The organism is Peribacillus sp. SIMBA_075 (assembly GCF_046534585.1).
This window is the reverse complement of the sequence record NZ_JAWRYN010000011.1, coordinates 94,333-113,838: the sequence shown is the minus strand read 5'-3', so window position 1 is coordinate 113,838 and position 19,506 is coordinate 94,333. Positions and strand designations below refer to the sequence as shown.

General features: G+C 42.0%; 17 protein-coding genes, 1 pseudogene and 1 riboswitch. All 18 genes and pseudogenes read left to right on the top strand.

What is annotated here, in order from left to right:
- Positions 1-12: 12 nt before the first annotated feature.
- Positions 13-762: an IclR family transcriptional regulator gene (locus SB775_RS11205; RefSeq protein ID WP_410861643.1), complete on the top strand. Its 750-nt coding sequence runs from the start codon at positions 13-15 to the stop codon at positions 760-762.
- A gap of 45 nt (positions 763-807) precedes the next feature.
- Positions 808-1,368, top strand: a complete 561-nt coding sequence (locus SB775_RS11200; protein ID WP_410861642.1) for a 3-hydroxyanthranilate 3,4-dioxygenase — start codon at positions 808-810, stop codon at positions 1,366-1,368.
- Positions 1,353-2,351, top strand: a complete 999-nt coding sequence (locus SB775_RS11195) for an amidohydrolase family protein (protein ID WP_410861641.1) — start codon at positions 1,353-1,355, stop codon at positions 2,349-2,351. The genes SB775_RS11200 and SB775_RS11195 overlap by 16 nt, the downstream gene beginning before the upstream one ends.
- 10 nt (positions 2,352-2,361) lie before the next feature.
- Positions 2,362-2,823 carry a RidA family protein gene (locus tag SB775_RS11190; RefSeq protein WP_089363075.1) on the top strand — a complete coding sequence of 154 codons (462 nt, stop codon included), beginning with the start codon at positions 2,362-2,364 and terminating at the stop codon, positions 2,821-2,823.
- 41 nt (positions 2,824-2,864) lie between these two features.
- Complete coding sequence (locus SB775_RS11185; protein WP_410861640.1) at positions 2,865-4,340, top strand: aldehyde dehydrogenase; 1,476 nt, start codon at positions 2,865-2,867, stop codon at positions 4,338-4,340.
- 17 nt (positions 4,341-4,357) lie between these two features.
- Positions 4,358-5,140 carry a 2-keto-4-pentenoate hydratase gene (locus tag SB775_RS11180; protein ID WP_317777639.1) on the top strand — a complete coding sequence of 261 codons (783 nt, stop codon included), beginning with the start codon at positions 4,358-4,360 and terminating at the stop codon, positions 5,138-5,140.
- A gap of 16 nt (positions 5,141-5,156) precedes the next feature.
- Positions 5,157-6,038, top strand: a complete 882-nt coding sequence (locus SB775_RS11175) for an acetaldehyde dehydrogenase (acetylating) (protein WP_081108992.1) — start codon at positions 5,157-5,159, stop codon at positions 6,036-6,038.
- 34 nt (positions 6,039-6,072) lie between these two features.
- On the top strand, positions 6,073-7,092 hold the full coding sequence (gene dmpG / locus SB775_RS11170) for a 4-hydroxy-2-oxovalerate aldolase (RefSeq protein WP_410861639.1): 1,020 nt from the start codon (positions 6,073-6,075) through the stop codon (positions 7,090-7,092).
- The gene (locus SB775_RS11165) at positions 7,089-7,862 is read left to right on the top strand and encodes a 2-keto-4-pentenoate hydratase (RefSeq protein WP_089363071.1); all 774 of its coding nucleotides are present in this window, start codon (positions 7,089-7,091) and stop codon (positions 7,860-7,862) included. Before dmpG ends, SB775_RS11165 begins: the two co-directional genes overlap by 4 nt.
- 19 nt (positions 7,863-7,881) lie before the next feature.
- Positions 7,882-9,243 carry an MFS transporter gene (locus SB775_RS11160; protein ID WP_410861638.1) on the top strand — a complete coding sequence of 454 codons (1,362 nt, stop codon included), beginning with the start codon at positions 7,882-7,884 and terminating at the stop codon, positions 9,241-9,243.
- Positions 9,244-10,392: 1,149 nt separating this feature from the next.
- Positions 10,393-10,644, top strand: a pseudogene (locus tag SB775_RS11155) (2-oxo acid dehydrogenase subunit E2); the annotation flags it as partial.
- 42 nt (positions 10,645-10,686) lie between these two features.
- Complete coding sequence (lpdA, locus tag SB775_RS11150; RefSeq protein ID WP_410861637.1) at positions 10,687-12,099, top strand: dihydrolipoyl dehydrogenase; 1,413 nt, start codon at positions 10,687-10,689, stop codon at positions 12,097-12,099.
- Between the two features lie 465 nt (positions 12,100-12,564).
- Complete coding sequence (locus SB775_RS11145) at positions 12,565-13,140, top strand: TetR/AcrR family transcriptional regulator (protein ID WP_410861636.1); 576 nt, start codon at positions 12,565-12,567, stop codon at positions 13,138-13,140.
- Between the two features lie 282 nt (positions 13,141-13,422).
- Positions 13,423-14,259, top strand: coding sequence for an alpha/beta fold hydrolase (locus tag SB775_RS11140; RefSeq protein ID WP_410861635.1), 837 nt, complete (start codon positions 13,423-13,425; stop codon positions 14,257-14,259).
- Positions 14,260-14,500: 241 nt separating this feature from the next.
- Positions 14,501-15,742: an NADH:flavin oxidoreductase/NADH oxidase family protein gene (locus tag SB775_RS11135; RefSeq protein ID WP_410861634.1), complete on the top strand. Its 1,242-nt coding sequence runs from the start codon at positions 14,501-14,503 to the stop codon at positions 15,740-15,742.
- Between the two features lie 235 nt (positions 15,743-15,977).
- On the top strand, positions 15,978-16,763 hold the full coding sequence (locus SB775_RS11130; protein ID WP_089363065.1) for an SDR family NAD(P)-dependent oxidoreductase: 786 nt from the start codon (positions 15,978-15,980) through the stop codon (positions 16,761-16,763).
- Positions 16,764-16,920: 157 nt separating this feature from the next.
- Positions 16,921-17,961 carry an NADH:flavin oxidoreductase gene (locus tag SB775_RS11125; RefSeq protein WP_410861633.1) on the top strand — a complete coding sequence of 347 codons (1,041 nt, stop codon included), beginning with the start codon at positions 16,921-16,923 and terminating at the stop codon, positions 17,959-17,961.
- Between the two features lie 589 nt (positions 17,962-18,550).
- Positions 18,551-18,679: riboswitch (TPP riboswitch) on the top strand.
- Between the two features lie 136 nt (positions 18,680-18,815).
- Complete coding sequence (gene tenA, locus SB775_RS11120; RefSeq protein ID WP_410861632.1) at positions 18,816-19,499, top strand: thiaminase II; 684 nt, start codon at positions 18,816-18,818, stop codon at positions 19,497-19,499.
- Positions 19,500-19,506: the final 7 nt, after the last annotated feature.

Here is a 19,506-nt window from a genome sequence, read left to right as displayed (position 1 = left end):
GAGGGGGGCGTCATGATTTCGTCCGTTGAGAAGGTAATAAAGATACTTGATTTATTCACTAATGAAGAACCCTCACTTGGAAATAAGGAAATTGCTGAAAAATTGAATATGAGTCCAAGCTCATCACATCATCTCGTGAAAACGATGTGTAAGGAAGGGATGCTGATCCAGGGCAAAGATCGAAAATACCGGCTTGGGTGGAAGTTACTTGAGTGGAGCAGTAAAGTCATGTATCAGCAGGATATTCATTATGAAGCAGGACCTATTTTAAGTAATCTTGTCCTGCAATTTAGAGGGAATTCTCATATTGGGATGTTTCACGAAGGCGAAGTCAGGTTTGTGATGAAAATGTCGTCCCCTCATGCTGAGCATATGACCACATATATAGGAGCAAGAAAACCAGCGTATTGTACGAGCAGCGGGAAAATATTACTTGCTTTTAACCCATCCTTTATTCAGCCTACGCTTGCAAAAGGGCTTTTGAAGCACTCAACAAATACGATTACTTGCATTAACCAATTGAATGAAGAATTAAAGGCCATCCGCAAACAGGGATTTGCGATCAGTGATGATGAAAATGATTTTGGGTTATATGGGGTTGCTGCCCCCATTAAATCCTACAATGGTCAAGTTATTGCAGCACTTAACCTTGTCGGAGATCGAAATTATATGATTGGGAAAGAGAAGACGAATATTATTCAATCTGTAATTCGATCGGCACAAATGATTTCAAAACAGGTTGGTTATATGTCGTTAGTGTGAATTTTCGCAAATATTACGAAAATGAAAACGGGAGGTAGTTTATTTATGAAGGGATATGCTCAATCTTTAAAATTACAGGCTAGATCATTAAATGTAATGAAAGTTATTGAAGACAATAAAAATTTATTGAAGCCGCCGGTTAATAACAAAGTACTTTGGGAAGATTCCGAATTCATTGTCATGCTTCTGGGTGGCCCGAATTTCAGGCGTGATTTTCATGTTGACCCTTCAGACGAGTTATTTTATCAGATAAAAGGCTCCTGCTATGTAGAATGCATCACCCAAAACGGCGAGCGTGAAGTAGTGGAGGTGAAAGAGGGGGAAATGTTCATGCTGCCAGCTGGTGTACCCCATTCCCCTCACAGGGTATCGGATACATACGGCATTGTTATAGAGCGCAAGCGTGCAATAGATGAGCTTGAAGATTTCGTTTGGTTCTGTGGGAAATGTAATCATGAGATGCACAAAGTTACAATCCAATTGACGAATATTGAGGTTCAGGTGAAAGAAGCCATTGAGGCTTTCAATGGAAGTAAGGAACTTCGCACTTGTCATGAATGTGGTCATGTTATGTCAGAAAACGTTGAGGCTTGGAAATGCGAATAGATTTTCATACTCATATTCTGCCGTTGGATCTGCCGGACTTAACCGGAAAATTTGGTCAGGGACGCTGGCCGGTGTTAGAGCAGAAATGTTCATGCGGGGCGGATATTATGGTAAGCGGGAAGCTGTTCAGGAAAGTGACTGACCAGGTATGGGACCCGGAAAAACGCATTCAGGATATGGATGCCGAAGGAGTCGATATGCAGGTGCTGTCTCCGGTGCCAGTGACATTTTCATACTGGGCGCCAATAGACCAGGCGCTATACATGTCCCAATTCCAGAATGATTTCATTGCTGAGACTGTGAACAGGCATCCTGACAGGTTCATCGGTCTCGGGACTGTTCCGCTTCAGGATTTGAAAGTGGCAATTGGCGAAATGGAACGCTGTAAATTTGAACTTGGTTTGGCGGGGATTGAGATTGGTACAAACGTAAACGGAGCGAATCTAGATTCACCTGTTTTATTAGAATTCTTCCAAATGGCTGAAAAATGGAATGTCCCACTGTTTATACACCCTTGGGAGACAATGGCAAAAGACCGAACGGAACGGCATAACCTTATGTATACAATCGCGATGCCGAGTGAAACCGCACTGGCGGCAGCAAGCATTTTATGGAGTGGCGTCATGGAAAAGTTCCCGGATCTGAAACTATGTTTTGCTCATGGCGGGGGCTCATTCCCATATATTTTACCGCGGATAGATCAGGGATGGGAAGTATGGCCTGATTTAAGAAAAACCTCAATGCCGCCAAGCCATTATGCACAAAAGTTTTATTTCGATTCCCTGAACTATGATATCCGGAATATTCAGTATCTGGTTGAACGTTTTGGATATAAGAAAGTGCTGATGGGTTCCGACTATCCATTTTTATTAAGAGAAAAGCCTCCAGGAAAAGTAATTGATGAAGCTCTAAATCTTTCAGATGAAGTGAAAGCGAATCTTCTTGGGAAAAATGCATTGAGGTTTTTAAATTTGGAATCGTGAGGGGAGAAGCATGGAAAAACAGATTAAAGCACCGGAACAAGTTCTTGAGGAACTTGGAATCATGCTTGATATGCCAAGGGAAGCGGTCGGCAACTACGTCAGCCACGTACGGGTGGGAAATTTGATTTTCACATCCGGACAAGGTGTTGATGATTTTCACGGCAAGCTTGGCAAAGAGCTGACGGAAGAAGAAGGGTATCAGGCAGCGAGGCAGTCAATGATTAATCTTCTGCGGGTGCTGAAGGCTGAGCTTGGTGAACTATCCAGAGTGAAGAAGATAGTCAAAATTCTCGGCATGGTTAATTCAGCTGAAAATTTCACAGGACAGCCTAAAGTTTTGAATGGCGCATCAGACCTGCTTGTTAACGTGTTTGGAGAGAGGGGAAGACATGCTCGGTCAGCGGTGGGAATGGCCCAGCTTCCAAATAATACTGCAATTGAAATTGAAATGATTGTGGAAATACAAGATTGAGACCTTTTGCAATTATCTCAATAAAGAGAGAGGGATGTTTCATGCAAGCAGCAAAAGATAGTATAAATACTGTTAAATCAATAGATTGCCGGCACTTTATTAACGGGGAATTCCTGAATCCAAATCAATCTAAAACTTTTGACAATATCAATCCCGCAACGGAAGAAAAACTCGGATGGGTTGCTGAAGGAGGAAAAGAGGAGGTGAATCAAGCTGTTTCTGCAGCAAGGCTTGCGCTTAAAGGTCCTTGGAAATCTTTTACCGATAATGAACGCTCTGCGGTTCTAAGGCGAATCGGCGATCTCATTTTAGAAAAGAAAGAAGAACTGACCATGTTGGAGACCCTCGATACAGGGAAACCGTATAGCCTTGCACTAGAAATGGACATCAAGCGTGCAGCTCACAATTTCCATTTTTTTGCTGATTATATCACCACACTTGGTAATGAATCCTACAATCAGAACAACATTGCCCTTCATTATTCGATTAGACGACCCGTAGGGGTGGTAGGGATGATTAATCCTTGGAACTTACCATTGTTATTGTTGACATGGAAGTTGGCACCATGTCTGGCAGCCGGCAATACTGCCGTTATGAAACCAGCTGAACTGACCCCGATGACAGCGACAAAATTGATGGGAATTTGTAAGGAAGCCGGAGTTCCGGACGGGGTAGTCAACCTTGTGCATGGATATGGTGTAAATTCAGCTGGAGCCGCTCTAAGCGAACATCCTGACGTTGATGCGATAACATTCACTGGGGAAACAAAAACGGGAACAGCGATCATGAAAGCTGCCGCACCCACGTTGAAAAAAATCTCTTTTGAACTGGGCGGGAAAAATCCGAATATTGTGTTTGCAGACTCGAATCTCGATGAAGTGATCGAAACGACATTGAAATCAAGCTTTATGAACCAAGGTGAAGTTTGTTTATGTGGATCACGTATCTACGTTCAACAAGGATTGTATGACGAATTCCTTGAAAAGATGGTTGTGCGTACAGAAAAATTGAAAGTCGGGGATCCGTTTGATTCCGAAACGGAAGTAGGAGCGGTAATAGGAAAAGAACATTATAAAAAAGTGATGAGTTACATTGATCTGGCGAAAGAAGAAGGAGCGAAAATATTAACTGGAGGAAGAAGAGCCGGTCAGTTTGAAAAAGGTTTTTTCATTGAACCGACAATCATTGCCGGGGTAACGCGTGAATCCCGTTGCGTACGGGAAGAAATTTTTGGTCCTGTGGTAACGGTCATGCCTTTCGAAACGGAAGAAGAGGTCCTGGAGCACGCTAATGATACTCATTACGGACTGGGGGCAACGATTTGGACCAATGATTTAAGGAGGGCGCATCGTGTCGCTTCTAAAATAGAAGCGGGTATCATTTGGGTGAATACCTGGTATTTACGTGATTTGCGCACACCTTTTGGGGGCATGAAGCACAGTGGCATCGGCCGTGAAGGTGGGTCTCATAGTTTTGAATTTTACAGTGAATTGTCTAACGTCACGATTAAATTATAAAGAAGGAGGGTAGCATCATGATCGTTAGTTTAACAGAATGGTCTGCCAGGTTTTTGAAAGCGGAAAAAACAGGAATAGGAATTTCAGCCCCCACCAATGAAATTCCGGATTTGAATGTGGAGGATGCCTACCAAATTCAGCTTGAAACCATTCGAAGCAAAATTCAGTCCGGTCTGGAAGTATCAGGTAAGAAAATAGGCTTGACTTCAAAGGCTATGCAACAGGTTCTTGGAGTAAATGAACCAGATTACGGACATTTACTTAATGGGATGAAGGTGCAAAATAACGGATATATTCCCAGATGCCGGTTAATTCAACCGAAAGTGGAGGCAGAAGTGGCTTTTATTTTAAAGAAGGATCTGCACGGTCCAAATATTACGGTTGATGATGTAATCGAAGCCACTGATTATGTGGTTGCTTCGATCGAAGTCGTTGATAGCCGTGTGATGGACTGGAAGATTAAACTCCAGGACACTGTGGCGGATAATGCATCATCGGGCTTATATATTCTGGGAGATCGCAAAATTCACTTGAGTGAAATCGACCTCCCTTCCATTCAAATGAGCCTATATAAAAATGGCGAATTCATGAACCAAGGGACGGGTGATGCAGTACTTGGAAATCCAGCAACGTGCGTAGCCTGGCTCGCAAATAAACTAAATGGGTTTAAAGGTTCATTGAATGCGGGCGAAGTCATTTTATCCGGTGCATTATCCGCAGCAATCGAAGCGAAACCAGGTGACCGTTTTTCTGCTGACTTTGGAGATAAACTTGGAAAGGTCTCGGTTAATTTTGAGTGAAAGGAGCCCAGCGGCCTTGAAAAAACTAAAAGTGGGTATTATTGGATCAGGGAATATCGGCACGGACTTAATGATGAAAATTCATCGGTCGGATGTTCTCGAAATGTCGGTAATGATTGGTATCGACAAGGAATCAGAGGGTTTGAAGAAGGCTAGGATGCACGGACATCATGTCATTGAAAATGGCATGGATGGATTTTTGGAAAAGTCTGAACTCGCAGACATTTTATTCGATGCCACATCTGCTAAGGCGCATGTTTTTCACTGCGAAGCCTTGAAAAAGATGAACAAGAAGCTGATAGACTTGACACCTGCCGCGATCGGACCGTTTATCGTTCCTTCCGTGAATTTAAAAGAAAATTTGAATGAAGCGGTTGTTAACATGATTACATGCGGCGGTCAAGCGACAATCCCCATCGTTCATGCAATCAGTCAAGTGGCCCAAGTCGAATATGCCGAAATAATTGCGACAATTTCCAGCAAGAGTGCCGGTCCCGGAACTCGGGCTAATATTGATGAGTTTACCCAAACGACGGCAAGGGCCCTGGAACAGGTGGGTGGAGCAAAAAAAGGAAAAGCTATCATTCTGCTAAATCCGGCCGAACCGCCGCTCATTATGAGGGATACCATTCATTGTCTGCTTCAATCAGATTCCTTTGATGTGGAAGAGATAACAACGTCTGTCAATAAGATGGCGGAAAAGGTTTCTGAATATGTTCCAGGTTACCGTCTTAAGACAGAGCCGATATTTGATGGGAAACAAATAACAGTCCTTCTGGAAGTGAAAGGATTAGGTGATTTTCTTCCCGTATATGCAGGTAATTTGGATATAATGACGGCCTCAGCTGTAAAAGTAGGGGAAGAGATCGCTAAAAGCCAATTCGAACATTATGTTTGAAAAAAGTAATCGGAACTGTAAAGGTGGGGTTCATTTGCGTAAAGATGTATTGGTGACTGAAGTTGCATTGCGGGATGGGAGCCATGTAGTGGCACATCAATATACAATCGATCAAGTAAAGAACATGACTGGGAAACTTAGTGCTGCAGGTGTCCCTTATATTGAAGTATCGCATGGGGATGGCCTAGGCGGATCATCCTTGCAATATGGATTTTCAAAAGTGAATGATATTGAATTGGTGGAAGCCGCTGTTGAAGCTGCCGGAAAATCGGTTATTTCAGTGCTTTTAATTCCTGGTATCGGGACAATTGATCAATTAAGGGAAGCTGCTCACGTTGGGGCGAAAATGGCGCGGATTGCAACCCACGTAACGGAAGCGGATGTCTCAAAGCAACATTTGGAAGCTGCGAAACATCTCGGTATGGAAGCAATCGGGTTTTTAATGATGTCTCACATGGCATCACCGGAAAAACTTCTTGAGCAAGCCAGTTTAATGGAATCCTATGGAGCAGATGCTGTGTATGTTGTTGATTCCGCTGGATCTTTTTTGCCAAATGAAGTCAAGACGCGGATCAGGTTATTAAAATCAAAACTGAATATCGATATCGGTTTTCATGCTCACAATAATTTATCTCTTGCTGTGGCAAATTCCCTTGTGGCAATTGAAGAGGGGGCAAATAGGATCGATGGCAGCATTCGCTGTCTCGGTGCAGGTGCTGGCAATACCCAGACCGAAGTGCTTGTTGCCGTGCTGGATAGGCTGGGTATCCGTACTGATATTGACTTATATAAAATGCTTGATCTTTCGGAGGAAGTTGGAAATACGATCATGCCAAAGCCCCAGGAAATAACAGACTCGAGTTTAATCATGGGTTATAGTGGCGTTTACTCCAGTTTTTTATTGCATGCAAACAAAGCGGCGAAAAAGTATGGAGTGGACGCCCGGGATATTTTGATGGAGCTGGGTCGACAAAAAGTGGTTGGTGGTCAGGAAGATACGATAATTGAAGTAGCTGAGCAAATGGCGCTGCAGAAGGAGGGGACTTTAAGATGAAACTAGTTCAACTAGCAAAACGGGTAGCCGAATCGCAAAAAAATGGCCGTGAAATGGATAAGCTTACATTATCCAATCCTGAACTAACAGTAAATCAAGCATATGAAATTCAGAAGTTGAGCATAAATGAGACGATCACTGGTGATAACAGATTCATCGGGTGGAAGATGGGCTTGACCAGCAAAGCCAAACAACAGCAAGTAGGGGTAGAAGAAGCGATCTATGGCAGGTTGACATCTGCCATGGAACTAACCAAACCAGTATTAAAAGTAGGCGAATTCATTCATCCAAGAGTGGAACCCGAATTTGCTTTTTTATTCAAAGAAGAACTGAAAGGTGCAAATATAACGGCGAAAGATGTCTGGCCGGCTGTAGAATGCGTATTTCTAGCTTTAGAGGTTATTGACAGCCGTTATAAAAATTTTTCCTTTACACTTACAGATGTAGTAGCGGATAATGCATCCTCAGCTAAGATTTTGCTTAGCAATCAAGCTTTTTCACCGTATCACACGGACTGGGCTCAAGCAGAAGTTAGGCTTTATCAAAATGGTGAAATACAAAAGAAGGGTCTTGGAGAAGCTGTACTGGATCATCCGATTCATTCGATTGTGGAACTTGTAAAAATGATTAGCCGTGAAGGACTATCCATTCAGGCTGGAATGATTGTTTTAGTGGGCGGGATTACAGATGCCATTCCCATACAGGCAAACGATGAAGTTATAGCTGATTATGGTGAATTAGGGAAACTGACTTTACATGTTATAACGTGAACTAAGAGGAGGGAATTAATTGCGTGAAGTAAATGCCTCAGAAGTGGTGGGTAATAGTAAATTTGGCTGTTTTCATTTAATGGTCTTTATGTGGTGTTTGTTCGCAATTACCTTCGATGGATTTGATATAGCCATGTATGGAGTAGGTTTGCCTTTGATGATGGAGGAATGGAACTTGACGCCAGTGGAAGCTGGCGGAATAGCAAGTTATTCATTGTTCGGAATGATGGTAGGAGCCCTTATTTTTGCACCCCTGGCGGATAAAATGGGGAGAAAAAGAGTGCTTGCCATTTGCATCTGTATATTCAGTGTTTTTACATTACTTTCAAGTTTTGCCCCAAACCCTGCCTTTTTCTCGATTATGCGATTTATAGCAGCCTTGGGAATGGGAGGATTAATGCCAAACGTTATCTCCTTAATGGCGGAATATTCACCCAAAAAGAACAAGGTGCTCATTGTAACCTCTATGTACTGTGGATATTCCATAGGAAGCATACTGGCCTCTTTAATTGGAATGTATGTGATGGAACAAATGGGCTGGAGGGTTTTGTATTGGATTGGGGCGCTTCCCTTATTGGCACTTCCTTTTTTCATGAAGCAATTTCCTGAATCCCTTTCCTATTATGCTATTCGAAAAGAAGGGGTAAAGCTTGCCGGAATTCTGAACCGCATTGATCCAGAGGGCGACTATAAAGATTTGGACGATTATGAGTTTGCCAAAGTCCAAGAAAGGGCAAAGGGCTTTCCAGTCAAGAAACTCTTTGAAGATAAGCGTACTCTTAGTACATTTGCGTTTTGGGTAGCTGCCTTTAATTGTTTACTTATGGTATACGGACTCAATACATGGTTACCAAAAATCATGCAGCAGTCCGGATACGGCCTTACATCCAGTTTATCTTTCAATCTTGTATCGGGGATAGGGCAAATTGGCGGATCGATAATTGGAGGGTACTTAGTTGGAAAAATGGGCCATAGAAGAGTGCTTGTATCCCTCTGTGCCATTGGTACGGTCTGCTTTGTAATATTAGGATTAACCTCAAATGTAGTAGCGTTATATAGTTTAATCGCTTTTGGAGGTGCCTGTACAGTGGGTACGATGAATTTGGCCAATACGTATATTTCCGAGTATTATCCACGGGAGATAAGGACCACCGGGATAGGCTGGGCCTTGGCGTTTGGCAGAATTGGAGCGATTGTTGCCCCTACATTAATAGGTTTATTGCTGGCTGCAAACTATTCGTCACAAAATGCATTTATGGCCTTCACAGTTCCGAGCATAATGGCGGCCTTGGCGTTACTGGTTGTAAAAGAGAGGTATGGTAGCTATGATAAACCACAGATGGAGGAAAATATAAAACTAAAAGCAACATCGAATGTATAAATAATATTATACTTTCTTCGGGTAGTGGATGGCCTATATGTCAGGTGACAGTCATGCAGACTGTTCCCTGACATATAGGCCATTTTTTAGAAAATAAAAGAATTCACGAGTAAACCGACTGAATTCATGAGTAAACTTTCCGAAATGAATACCCCTTTTGTTATAGTATTTGCTTGGCAATAAATGTGGTAATCTCCTTACAAATATGTGGAGGTTATTTTATGTGATAAAAGGGAGCAACAAAAAGTAGTCCCGAAAACACAGTTTTTATCGTGTATTTGGAGCTACTTGACGTTTAAATAATTACTTTGCTTATTTTCTTTAGTGCTGCGACATAATTTTAAATTATATTTTTCGAACATCAGAAATTGACGTTTATGATTTTGGTACAACTTTAGGCTTAACCTTAGGATTATCCTTTCTAGAAGTAAAGATCACTAAAGAGATAAGAATGTAAAGGGTTGGTGGAGTCAGAAGTTCTCATTAAAGCACTCCAATTGGATTAACCTCTTATGTTCGTTCTGGCCGAGAACACCTTGATTCGGTACATAAAATCCCTTAAGGAATGACGGATTATCCAGATTATGAAAAAAGGTGAACGCGGCTCGCGAATTGATTTAAGCGTATAACAAAAAGTGCATTAAAGTATTATCATGTTCAATACTTGACATAAACGGTATTAATGATGTTAAATAATAAAAAAGACCGATTGTTCTTTTTTTAGAAAAGGAGGTTAGAAAAGATGAATAAAGGGGAACGAACGAAAAAATTTATTATTGAGCAATCATCGTCTTTATTCAACACAAATGGCTATAATCCACTTCTATCCCTGAAATAATGAAGGCGACAGGAATAAAAAAAGAAGGTATATTAAAAGCGATTCTTTTCTAATTCAGTTATTGATTCTTTTTTTTGGATAAAAAAAGACCGTTTGGTTTTTTTAGTGAGTTTATATTCTATAAGAAAATGATGACGGGTGAAATACCTGAATATCCAGTTGCAAAAGTGCTTGGTTTTAAGGGTTGTAGATGTGTGAAGAAGGCAGAGTCGTTATTGGGATGGGACTTTATGGAATATATCGAAATCTAGGGGGGGCATGCTACTTGTGGGTTACTGTGATAAAGCTGCTGCGATGGAATATGCTTTTGCAAACTTGCACCGAATGAAATGAGGGGTGCATCAGTAAGATTTCAGACATTGGTTCAGCTGACTGACAATGGTTTACAACTGTTATTACCACCATCCTGAAATAGCTATTCGTTGGTTGGCCGTATTGCTTAGCAACCAATTGTTCCAGATGGTTAAATTCTAATAGCGCCTGTACTTACTCTTTCATTAAGGTTTGACCACAGAAGGATCGACGGAGCTACAGCGCTGAATGCAATGAATCATATTAAGTGATTATTAATCGACCCAAAACTATTGTTAATGGAGGCGTAAGTAATGGTTGTCGGAAATTTCCCAATTGAAACAGATACTATAGTCATCGGTGCAGGTCCTGGGGGTTATGTAGCAGCAATTCGTGCTGCCCAGCTGGGACAAAAAGTAACAATTGTTGAAAAGGAATATTTGGGCGGTGTATGTTGTAATGTCGGCTGTATTCCTTCAAAGGCATTAATTGCCGCTGGTCACCGCTATGAAACAGCTAAGCATTCGGATGCATTTGGGATAACAGCAGAGAATGTAAAGGTTGATTTTTCAAAAGTACAAGAGTGGAAAGCTAGTGTAGTGAAAAAGTTAACTGGCGGTGTCGAAGGACTATTAAAAGGAAATAAAGTTGAGATTGTACGTGGTGAAGCATTCTTTGTAGGCAGTAATTCATTACGCGTAATGGGCGAAAAAAATGCTCAAACATACACCTTTAAAAATGCAATTATTGCAACAGGATCGCGTTCAATCGAGTTGCCTACATTTAAATATTCAAAACGCGTTCTAAATTCGACTGGTGCCCTCAGCTTAAATGAAGTTCCTGAAAAAATCGTTGTTATTGGCGGCGGTGTTATCGGAATTGAACTTGGCGGTGCCTATGCAAACTTTGGTACCCAAGTAACGATTTTAGAGGGTGCAGATGAAATTTTAGGCGTAGGTTTTGAAAAACAAATGTCAGCCGTTGTTACGAAGAGTATGAAGAAAAAAGGTGTAGAATTTTATACCAAAGCAATGGCAAAAGGTGTAGAAGAAACAGAAAATGGCGTCACTGTAACCTTTGAGGTAAAAGGCGAAGAACAGCAAATAGACGCTGATTATGTGTTTGTAATGGTTGGACGCCGCCCGAATACGGATGAAATAGGTCTTGAACAAACAGGCGTAAAAGTGATTGACCGTGGACTTATTGAAATCGATAAGCAATGCCGCACGAATGTTCCTAATATTTATGCAATCGGGGATGTTGTTCAAGGTCCGCAATTAGCACATAAGGCATTCTATGAAGCAAAAATTGCTGCTGAAGCGATTGCCGGACATCCATCTGAAATTGATTATATAGGCATTCCAGCAGTCGTATTTTCAGACCCTGAGCTTGCAACTGTAGGTTATACTGAACAACAAGCAACAGATGAAGGTATTGAAGTAGTAACTGCAAAATTCCCATATGCGGGAAATGGACGTGCGTTGTCACTTGACAGCACAGAAGGGTTCGTTAAGCTTGTAACTCGTAAAGAAGATGGACTTATTATCGGAGCGCAAGTTGCCGGAGCAAATGCATCAGATCTCATTTCGGAGTTAGCTTTGGCTGTTGAAACAGGATTGACAGCAGAAGACATCGCTTTGACAATCCATGCCCATCCCACACTTGGAGAAATGACAATGGAAGCTGCCGAAGTTGCACTTGGAACCCCAATTCATATCATTAAATAATTTATGGATTATGTGCCGAATTAATCAATATAAGCAAAAGTAAACTTGCAATCTGTACTCCAGAAAAGCGCCATTTTCTTGAATAACTAAAATATGGTCTCAGTCGTAAAATCACTTTTGAATTGAAGGGGAGTTCAATAAAGAACTCCCAACCATTACTTTTAATGCGTTATACGTATTTTGAGGAATAAGATGCTTTTTGCTTTCATCGGCATGAATAAGTTCTAACAAGTTTGAAATTAATGTTTTTCACCATCATTAATAATTCTTTACTGGTCGTTCTTAAATTGATATGCTTAAAGCAAGCTACAGTTTTGTTTCCCTTTCCAAATGAGAATGATCATTCTTTTATTCTGAAGAATTGATTGAGGGAGGGGTGATATAAAATTGTTGCGATCTAAGTACGTCAAATGATTCTCAGACCTTTTCAGAAGTAAGAGATAATACGTTCTAAGGTGGGACTACATGGCTAGAAGTAAAGAATTTGATGAAAAAGAAGCATTAAGGAGAGCAATGGAGCTTTTCTGGCAGCAGGGTTATGAAAAAACATCCATGCAAGATTTGGTGAACCATATGGGCGTTCACCGTAGAAGTATCTATGATACATTTGGTGACAAGCATACGTTGTTCATGAAAGCATTGGAACGCTATGACGAGATAGTAGAAACCCAAATTGACACGCAAGTAAAGCAGCTCGGTTCGGTCAAGAAGGCTATCAGGCGTTTATTTGAGATGGTGATCGACACAAACGAAAAACAACAGATCGGATGCTTGACAGTGAATACAGCAGTTGAATTGTCTTTGCATGACGAAGAAGCAGCAGAAAAGGTTGTGGAGAGTTTTACCAAGGCAGAAAGTCTGCTGTATGAGCTATTGTTGCGTGGTCAAAAATCGGGGGAAGTATCCGAACATCATGCTGCGGAAAGGCTCTCCCAGTTTATCCATAATTCATTAGTGGGATTACGCGTCTTGGCGAAAACCACCGATGACAAACAAAAACTGGAAAACATTATCGACATAACACTGTCTGTCTTGGATTAAGTTTTCTTTTTTTGATAATTTAAGAACGACCATTCTCAAGTTATAAGTGTTTCAACGGCACCCACACTTGTCAAAAAGCCAACAAGCCAAGTGTGTGCGTTAACGCTTGCTTATCCAAAGTGCAACATTGTGATGAAATAATAACTAGAAGCAGATAATTTCGCCGTATTAGTAATGAACATAACTGGGAACTATTCGCGTAATCAACAAGTTAATCATTGCGTAAGGCGATGTCTCGCTTAAACAACTACCCGAACGATTAGTTCGAAAGGAGAAAAAATTATGTCAACATTTACTATTCCAAGTACAACAAGATATGTCGAAGCGGAGGGAATTCGGTTTGCCTATAGGAAGTTTGGCAAAGAAACTGGTATTCCACTGGTGTTCTTTATCCACTTCCGAGGAACAATGGAAAACTGGGATCCCGAGCTTATTGGGGCTCTAGCTGAAGATAGACCCATTATTCTTTTCGATAATAGCGGTGTCGGTGAAACCAGTGGCGAAACTCCTTCTACTATAGCTGAAATGGCCAAAGATGCAGCGTCCTTCATTAAAGCACTTGGTTTACAACAGGTCGATGTGCTTGGCTTCTCAATTGGTGGGTTCGTAGCTCAGGAGTTAGTATTGCAACATTCGAATTTAATTCGCCGCATAGTATTGGCGGGTACCGCTCCACAATCAGGCGTTAATAAATTTCGGCAGGATGTTAATGAGGCTATGGCTAGCGAAGATGCTAATGGCGCCTTCGAAAGATTCATGTTCCTTTTTTATAATCCTACCGAAACTAGTCGCGCGGCTGGAAGTGCTTCACTGAAGCGTATTATTGCCCAGAAAAAATTTGAAAGTTCGCTGCAGGTACGCGACGCACAATTGAAGGCGATAGAACAGTGGGCTGATCGGTTACCTAACCAATCGTATGAATGGTTGCATAAGATTAAGCAACCAGTGCTTGTAACTAACGGTGTTGAGGATATCATGGTTCCTACCGAAAACAGTTACATTCTTGCTCAGCAACTACCTAACGCACAGCTCATCATTTACCCGGACTCCGGGCATGGACACCTGTTCCAATACCCTGAACTGTTTGCCGCACATGTGAAGCTGTTTCTTGATGCATAGTCTCAGGTGAGATCGTCAGTTTTTCCTCTCCGTATAGCGAGGCACCAACTTATTATATCCTGATTCTTACAGTTGGTGATATTTACATTAAAGAATGTGATTTTAAAATGAAGGATTAGAATCGATTAAAATACATTTACCCTAAATTAAAAGATGGTCAAGTCGGTATAATATTTGTTAACAAAGGAAGAGTATAGGTGCTCTTTTATATAAAAGAAATTAATTGAGGTGAGAGAAAAAAATGAAAAATAACAATACTATCTTAGCAAATTCTCTACAACTCCCAAATGGAGTAAACATCAAAAATCGATTTTTTAAATCAGCCATGAGTGAAACACTAGCGACAGCTGATAATAATCCTACACAGCCCTTAATTACTTTATACGAAACATGGGCAAATGGCGGTGCGGGGCTTCTGGTGACAGGAAACGTTATGATTGATAGACAAGCCTTAGGGGAACCTGGAAACGTTGTTATTGAAGATGAGCGTGACTTAGACAAACTCAAGAAATGGGCAAAAGCTGGCACGCAAAATGGAACTCACCTTTGGACGCAATTAAATCATCCTGGAAAACAGTCACCTAAGACCATATCAAAGGAACCTGTCGCGCCAAGTGCTGTCCCACTTTCTGGGGAAGTTAAGGACTTTTTTAATAAACCGCGCGCCCTTACTACACCGGAAATCAAAGACCTGATTATACGCTTCGGAAATGCAGCTAAAATTTCAAAAAATGCTGGATTTACAGGTGTTCAAATTCATGCAGCCCATGGATACCTAGTTAATCAATTTTTATCAGCATATCATAACCAACGTACAGATGAATGGGGTGGAAGTTTAACGAATCGAATGAGATTTTTAATGGAAATTTATCAGGAAATACGTAATCAAGTAGGCGAGAACTTCCCCATTGGTATCAAGTTAAATTCCACTGATTTTCAACGAGGTGGTTTCACGGAAGAGGAATCGATGGAGGTTCTTCAGAGAATATCTGAAGTGGGTATTGATTTAATTGAAATTTCCGGGGGGAATTACGAAAATCCCAAGATGATGGGGGGCGAAGTGAAAGAAAGTACAAAGAAACGGGAAGCTTATTTCTTGGAATATGCTAATAAGGCAAGAAAGTTAGTCTCTACACCATTAGTTGTTACAGGAGGGTTTCGTTCTCAAGAAGGTATGACTGAAGCTATAGCCAGTGGGACGATAGATATGGTTGGCTTAGCAAAACCATTTGCACTTGTACCCGATCTACCAAACCAAATCTTTGAGGGGAAATATGAAACGGTAAAGATTAAACCAATTAAGACAGGAATTACAAGTTTAGATAAAAAAGCGTCATCTATGTTAGAGCTAGGTTGGTATGAGCAGCAATTAGCACGAATAGGCAAATCAAAACTTCCTAAACCTAATTATAGTGTTTGGTTGTCCCTACTTCACAATATTTCTAAGAATGGACTTTCAGTGTTTAAAAAAAGAAGAGCATAAGAGTATCTACTTCATGTCAATGAAATCTTTTGAGAAAACTGTTTGCGTTATTATTTTTCACCTTACTAGAATGTTCGTTCTTTAATGTTGGGCGAGGCTGGCAACTTTTCTTGAGTACGGTCCGACCAGAGGATTCTGCTGTATGGCTAAACACCATCCATAGTCACAATCTGGGGTTAGAAAACGCTGCAAAACGGTTTAAAGTTTTACACTAAAAACAGAGGTGGATTGCAAAATGAGAAAAACTGTACTTATCACTGGAGTGTCGGGTGGGATTGGCCAAGAGCTGGCGGATCGTTTCGCCAAAGATGGACATGATATAGTGCTGGTGGCGCGGAGCGAGGGTAAACTTTTGGAACTAGCGAAGGAATATCGGAATAAATATGGCATCCAAACGACAGTCATCGCCAAGGATGTCGCATCACCCGGCGTACCGGAGGAGATTGTCGCGGAGCTTAAGGAGAAGGGGGTTGTCGTCGACTATCTTGTCAATAATGCCGGCTTCGGTTTGTACGGGACATTCTTGGAAACGAAGTTGGAGCAAGAGACGAATATGATTGATGTCAATATCAAGGCTCTGACTGTTATGACGAAGTTGTTCTTGCCAGATATGGTCAAACGGGGCCAAGGAGGCATTATGAATGTTGCTTCATTGGTGGGTTTTTTCCCGGGACCTATGATGTCGGTTTACTACGCGACGAAGGCGTACGTGCTGTCGTTCACCGAGGCTCTCGAGAACGAGGTGAGCGGCACGGGTGTTACTGTGACGGCACTATGTCCGGGGCTGACGTCAACCGGATTCGTCGATCGCTCGGGTATGGGCGCCTCGAAGCTGTTCCAGAGTGGGGCCATAATGGAGGCCGGGCAGGTGGCTGAGGAAGGGTACCGAGGCTTCTTGCGCGGGAAGACACTCATTATGCCAGGGGCTCGCAACCGGTTCGTGGCGTTCATTCCGCGATTAATGCCGCGCAAGATGATGACCCGTATGGTCAGATCCATGCAGGACAGAACGGGGGATTGACCTTATGGAGGGCGGCCAGGATTGGCTGTTGATTACGGCCTGACAACCCAGCCAAGGGCTCCCAACTTATCCGAACGATGCTCTCAGCAAAGAACGCAATTACTAATCTGTTGTGGATATATTCTACAACACTATTTCAATTATTTGGAGGTCAATTATGAATTATTCTCAATCAATTCAAAACTTGTTTAAACCATTCGCATTCGGAAATACGACGCTGGCAAATCGTATAGTGATGGCACCGATGACGAGACAATTTTCTCCTGAAGGAGTGCCTGGTCCGGATGTGGCCGCCTATTATCGCCGCAGGGCTGAAAATGGCGTTGGACTTATCGTGACAGAAGGTACGGTGATTAATCATTCGGATTCGTCCAATCAAGCCAATGTACCGCATTTCTATGGCGAAGCTGCATTAAACGGTTGGGCAAACGTCGTGGCTGCTGTACACGAAGTAGGCGGACGGATTATTCCGCAGATTTGGCATATGGGTGCGCGAGGCCATGTTGGCGATTATTCGGAATTGGATATCGCCGCAATCGTTCAAGCCTTTGCGCAGGCAGCATTCGAAGCCAAGCGGCTTGGCTTCGACGGCATTGAGCTTCACGGTGCGCATGGATATTTGATCGACCAATTCTTCTGGGAGAAAACGAACCCGCGTACCGACAGCTATGGCGGCGACATGGTTGCCCGCACCCGCTTCGCGGTCGAGGTCATCGAAGCTTGCCGCCGTGCCGTCGGACCGGAATTCCCGATTGTGCTGCGGTTCTCGCAATGGAAGCAGACGGATTTTACAGCGAAACTGGCAGCAACGCCGGCGCTGCTGGAACGGTTCCTGACGCCACTTTCCGATGCGGGCGTCGATATTTTCCACTGCTCGACCCGCCGTTTCTGGGAGCCTGAGTTCGAAGGCTCCAATCTGAATCTCGCCGGATGGACAAAAAAGCTGACGGGTAAACCGACGATTACGGTTGGATCGGTCGGTCTGGATAACGATTTTACGAGTCACTTTACGGAAGGAAAGAGTGCCAAAAATACCAAGATCGACGGGTTAATCGAAAGGCTTGAACGTGAAGAATTTGATCTGGTAGCCGTGGGTCGGGCATTAATGGTTGATCCTGCTTGGGTAAACAAGATTCGTGACGGCCGAACAGCTGAATTGGTTCCCTTTACATCTGAGTCAGTGAGAACACTTCATTAAGCCTCCGTTTGATTAGTTAACACAAGATACATTCTGGAGTTTATGGATAAAAGTGCTATACGATTGCCGCACAGCGAAGCATATGGAGATTTATGACAGCGATAAAGTTGTAGGGACTGTAGACGAAAACTATGAATTCAAATTAAGAGATCCAATCTATCCAATACTTTGATGCATAATATTTTGTTATGTCTGTCTTTAAAAAAGACTCTTTTCGTAAAGATTGTTGTTTTTAAAACGAAACTATTTAAGGTTGATTGGAGCGGAAGTGCGAGACTCCTGCGGGAGCACCGCCCGCCCCGCGGAAAGCGAGCATCTGGAGGGGAAATCAACCACAACTCACTACCTGGTAAATAGCAACAAAGTATGTGAAAACAGCCTTAAAAAAAGAGGATAAGAGTATCTTATTATTCCATAGAGAATGGGGGGCTGCGGCATCCTCTTTTCTTCATCCTTAGCGTATTAGAAGATTGAAAGACTAGTAATCCAAAAGATTAATAATGAACATCTTTGATTGAAAACTTTTCTAATACGTTTGACAATTGGATTTATCGTGTTAATATAAAGGCAAATGAAATATATATACAATTTGTACCACTAGGGGTGCTTTATAGGTAAAAACTGATTTTACCTGAGAAGCTGAGATTAAAGTATGACTTTAAGACCCTTAGAACCTGATCTGGTTTATACCAGCGTAGGGAAGTGGGGTCTGGGACAATACGTTTCTGTATTATTTCAAGTACAACCACTTTCTTTACGTTAAAGAAAGTGGTTTTTTATTTGCAAAAAAAAGGGGTTATAAAAGGCTTTTATCCGTATCATTCATAAAAAAATAGAATTTGGAGGTAATGGACATGAAGTTTTCAGAGGAAATCCGCCAGGAAGTTGATCATATTTGGGAAGCTAGCTTTAATCACCCGTTTGTTGCAGGAATAGGAGATGGCACATTGCCAATAGAGTGTTTTCGTTTTTATGTCAAGCAGGATGCCTATTATTTATCTCATTTTGCTAGAGTTCAAGCTTTAGGAGCAGTCAAGGCTACAGATTTACATACAACAAGCAGGCTTGCCGGCCACGCACAGGGAACATATGAAGCGGAGTTGAAGCTTCATGAAAATTTTTCTGAGAGATTAGGCATCACCAAAGAAGAACGGGAAAGTTTCAAACCTGCCCCGACTGCCTATGCTTACACTTCCCATATGTATCGTGCGGCATATTCTGGACATTTAGGTGACGTTATTGCGGCTATCTTGCCATGTTATTGGCTGTATTATGAAATAGGTGAAAAGCTGCAAGAGTGTAAACCGGAAGAGCCGATTTATCAAGAATGGATAGCAGCTTACGGCGGAGAGTGGTTCCGCTCTTTGGTAGAAGAACAAATTGCCAGGCTTGATGAGATTGCTGAAAAGGTAACAGATGAAGATAAGGAAAGAATGAAGGAGCATTTTATCCTTAGCAGCCAATATGAGTACTCATTTTGGGAAATGGCTTATCGTTTAGAGACATGGCCTGTGCATAAGGAAACACTAGAAGTATAAAGGAGAT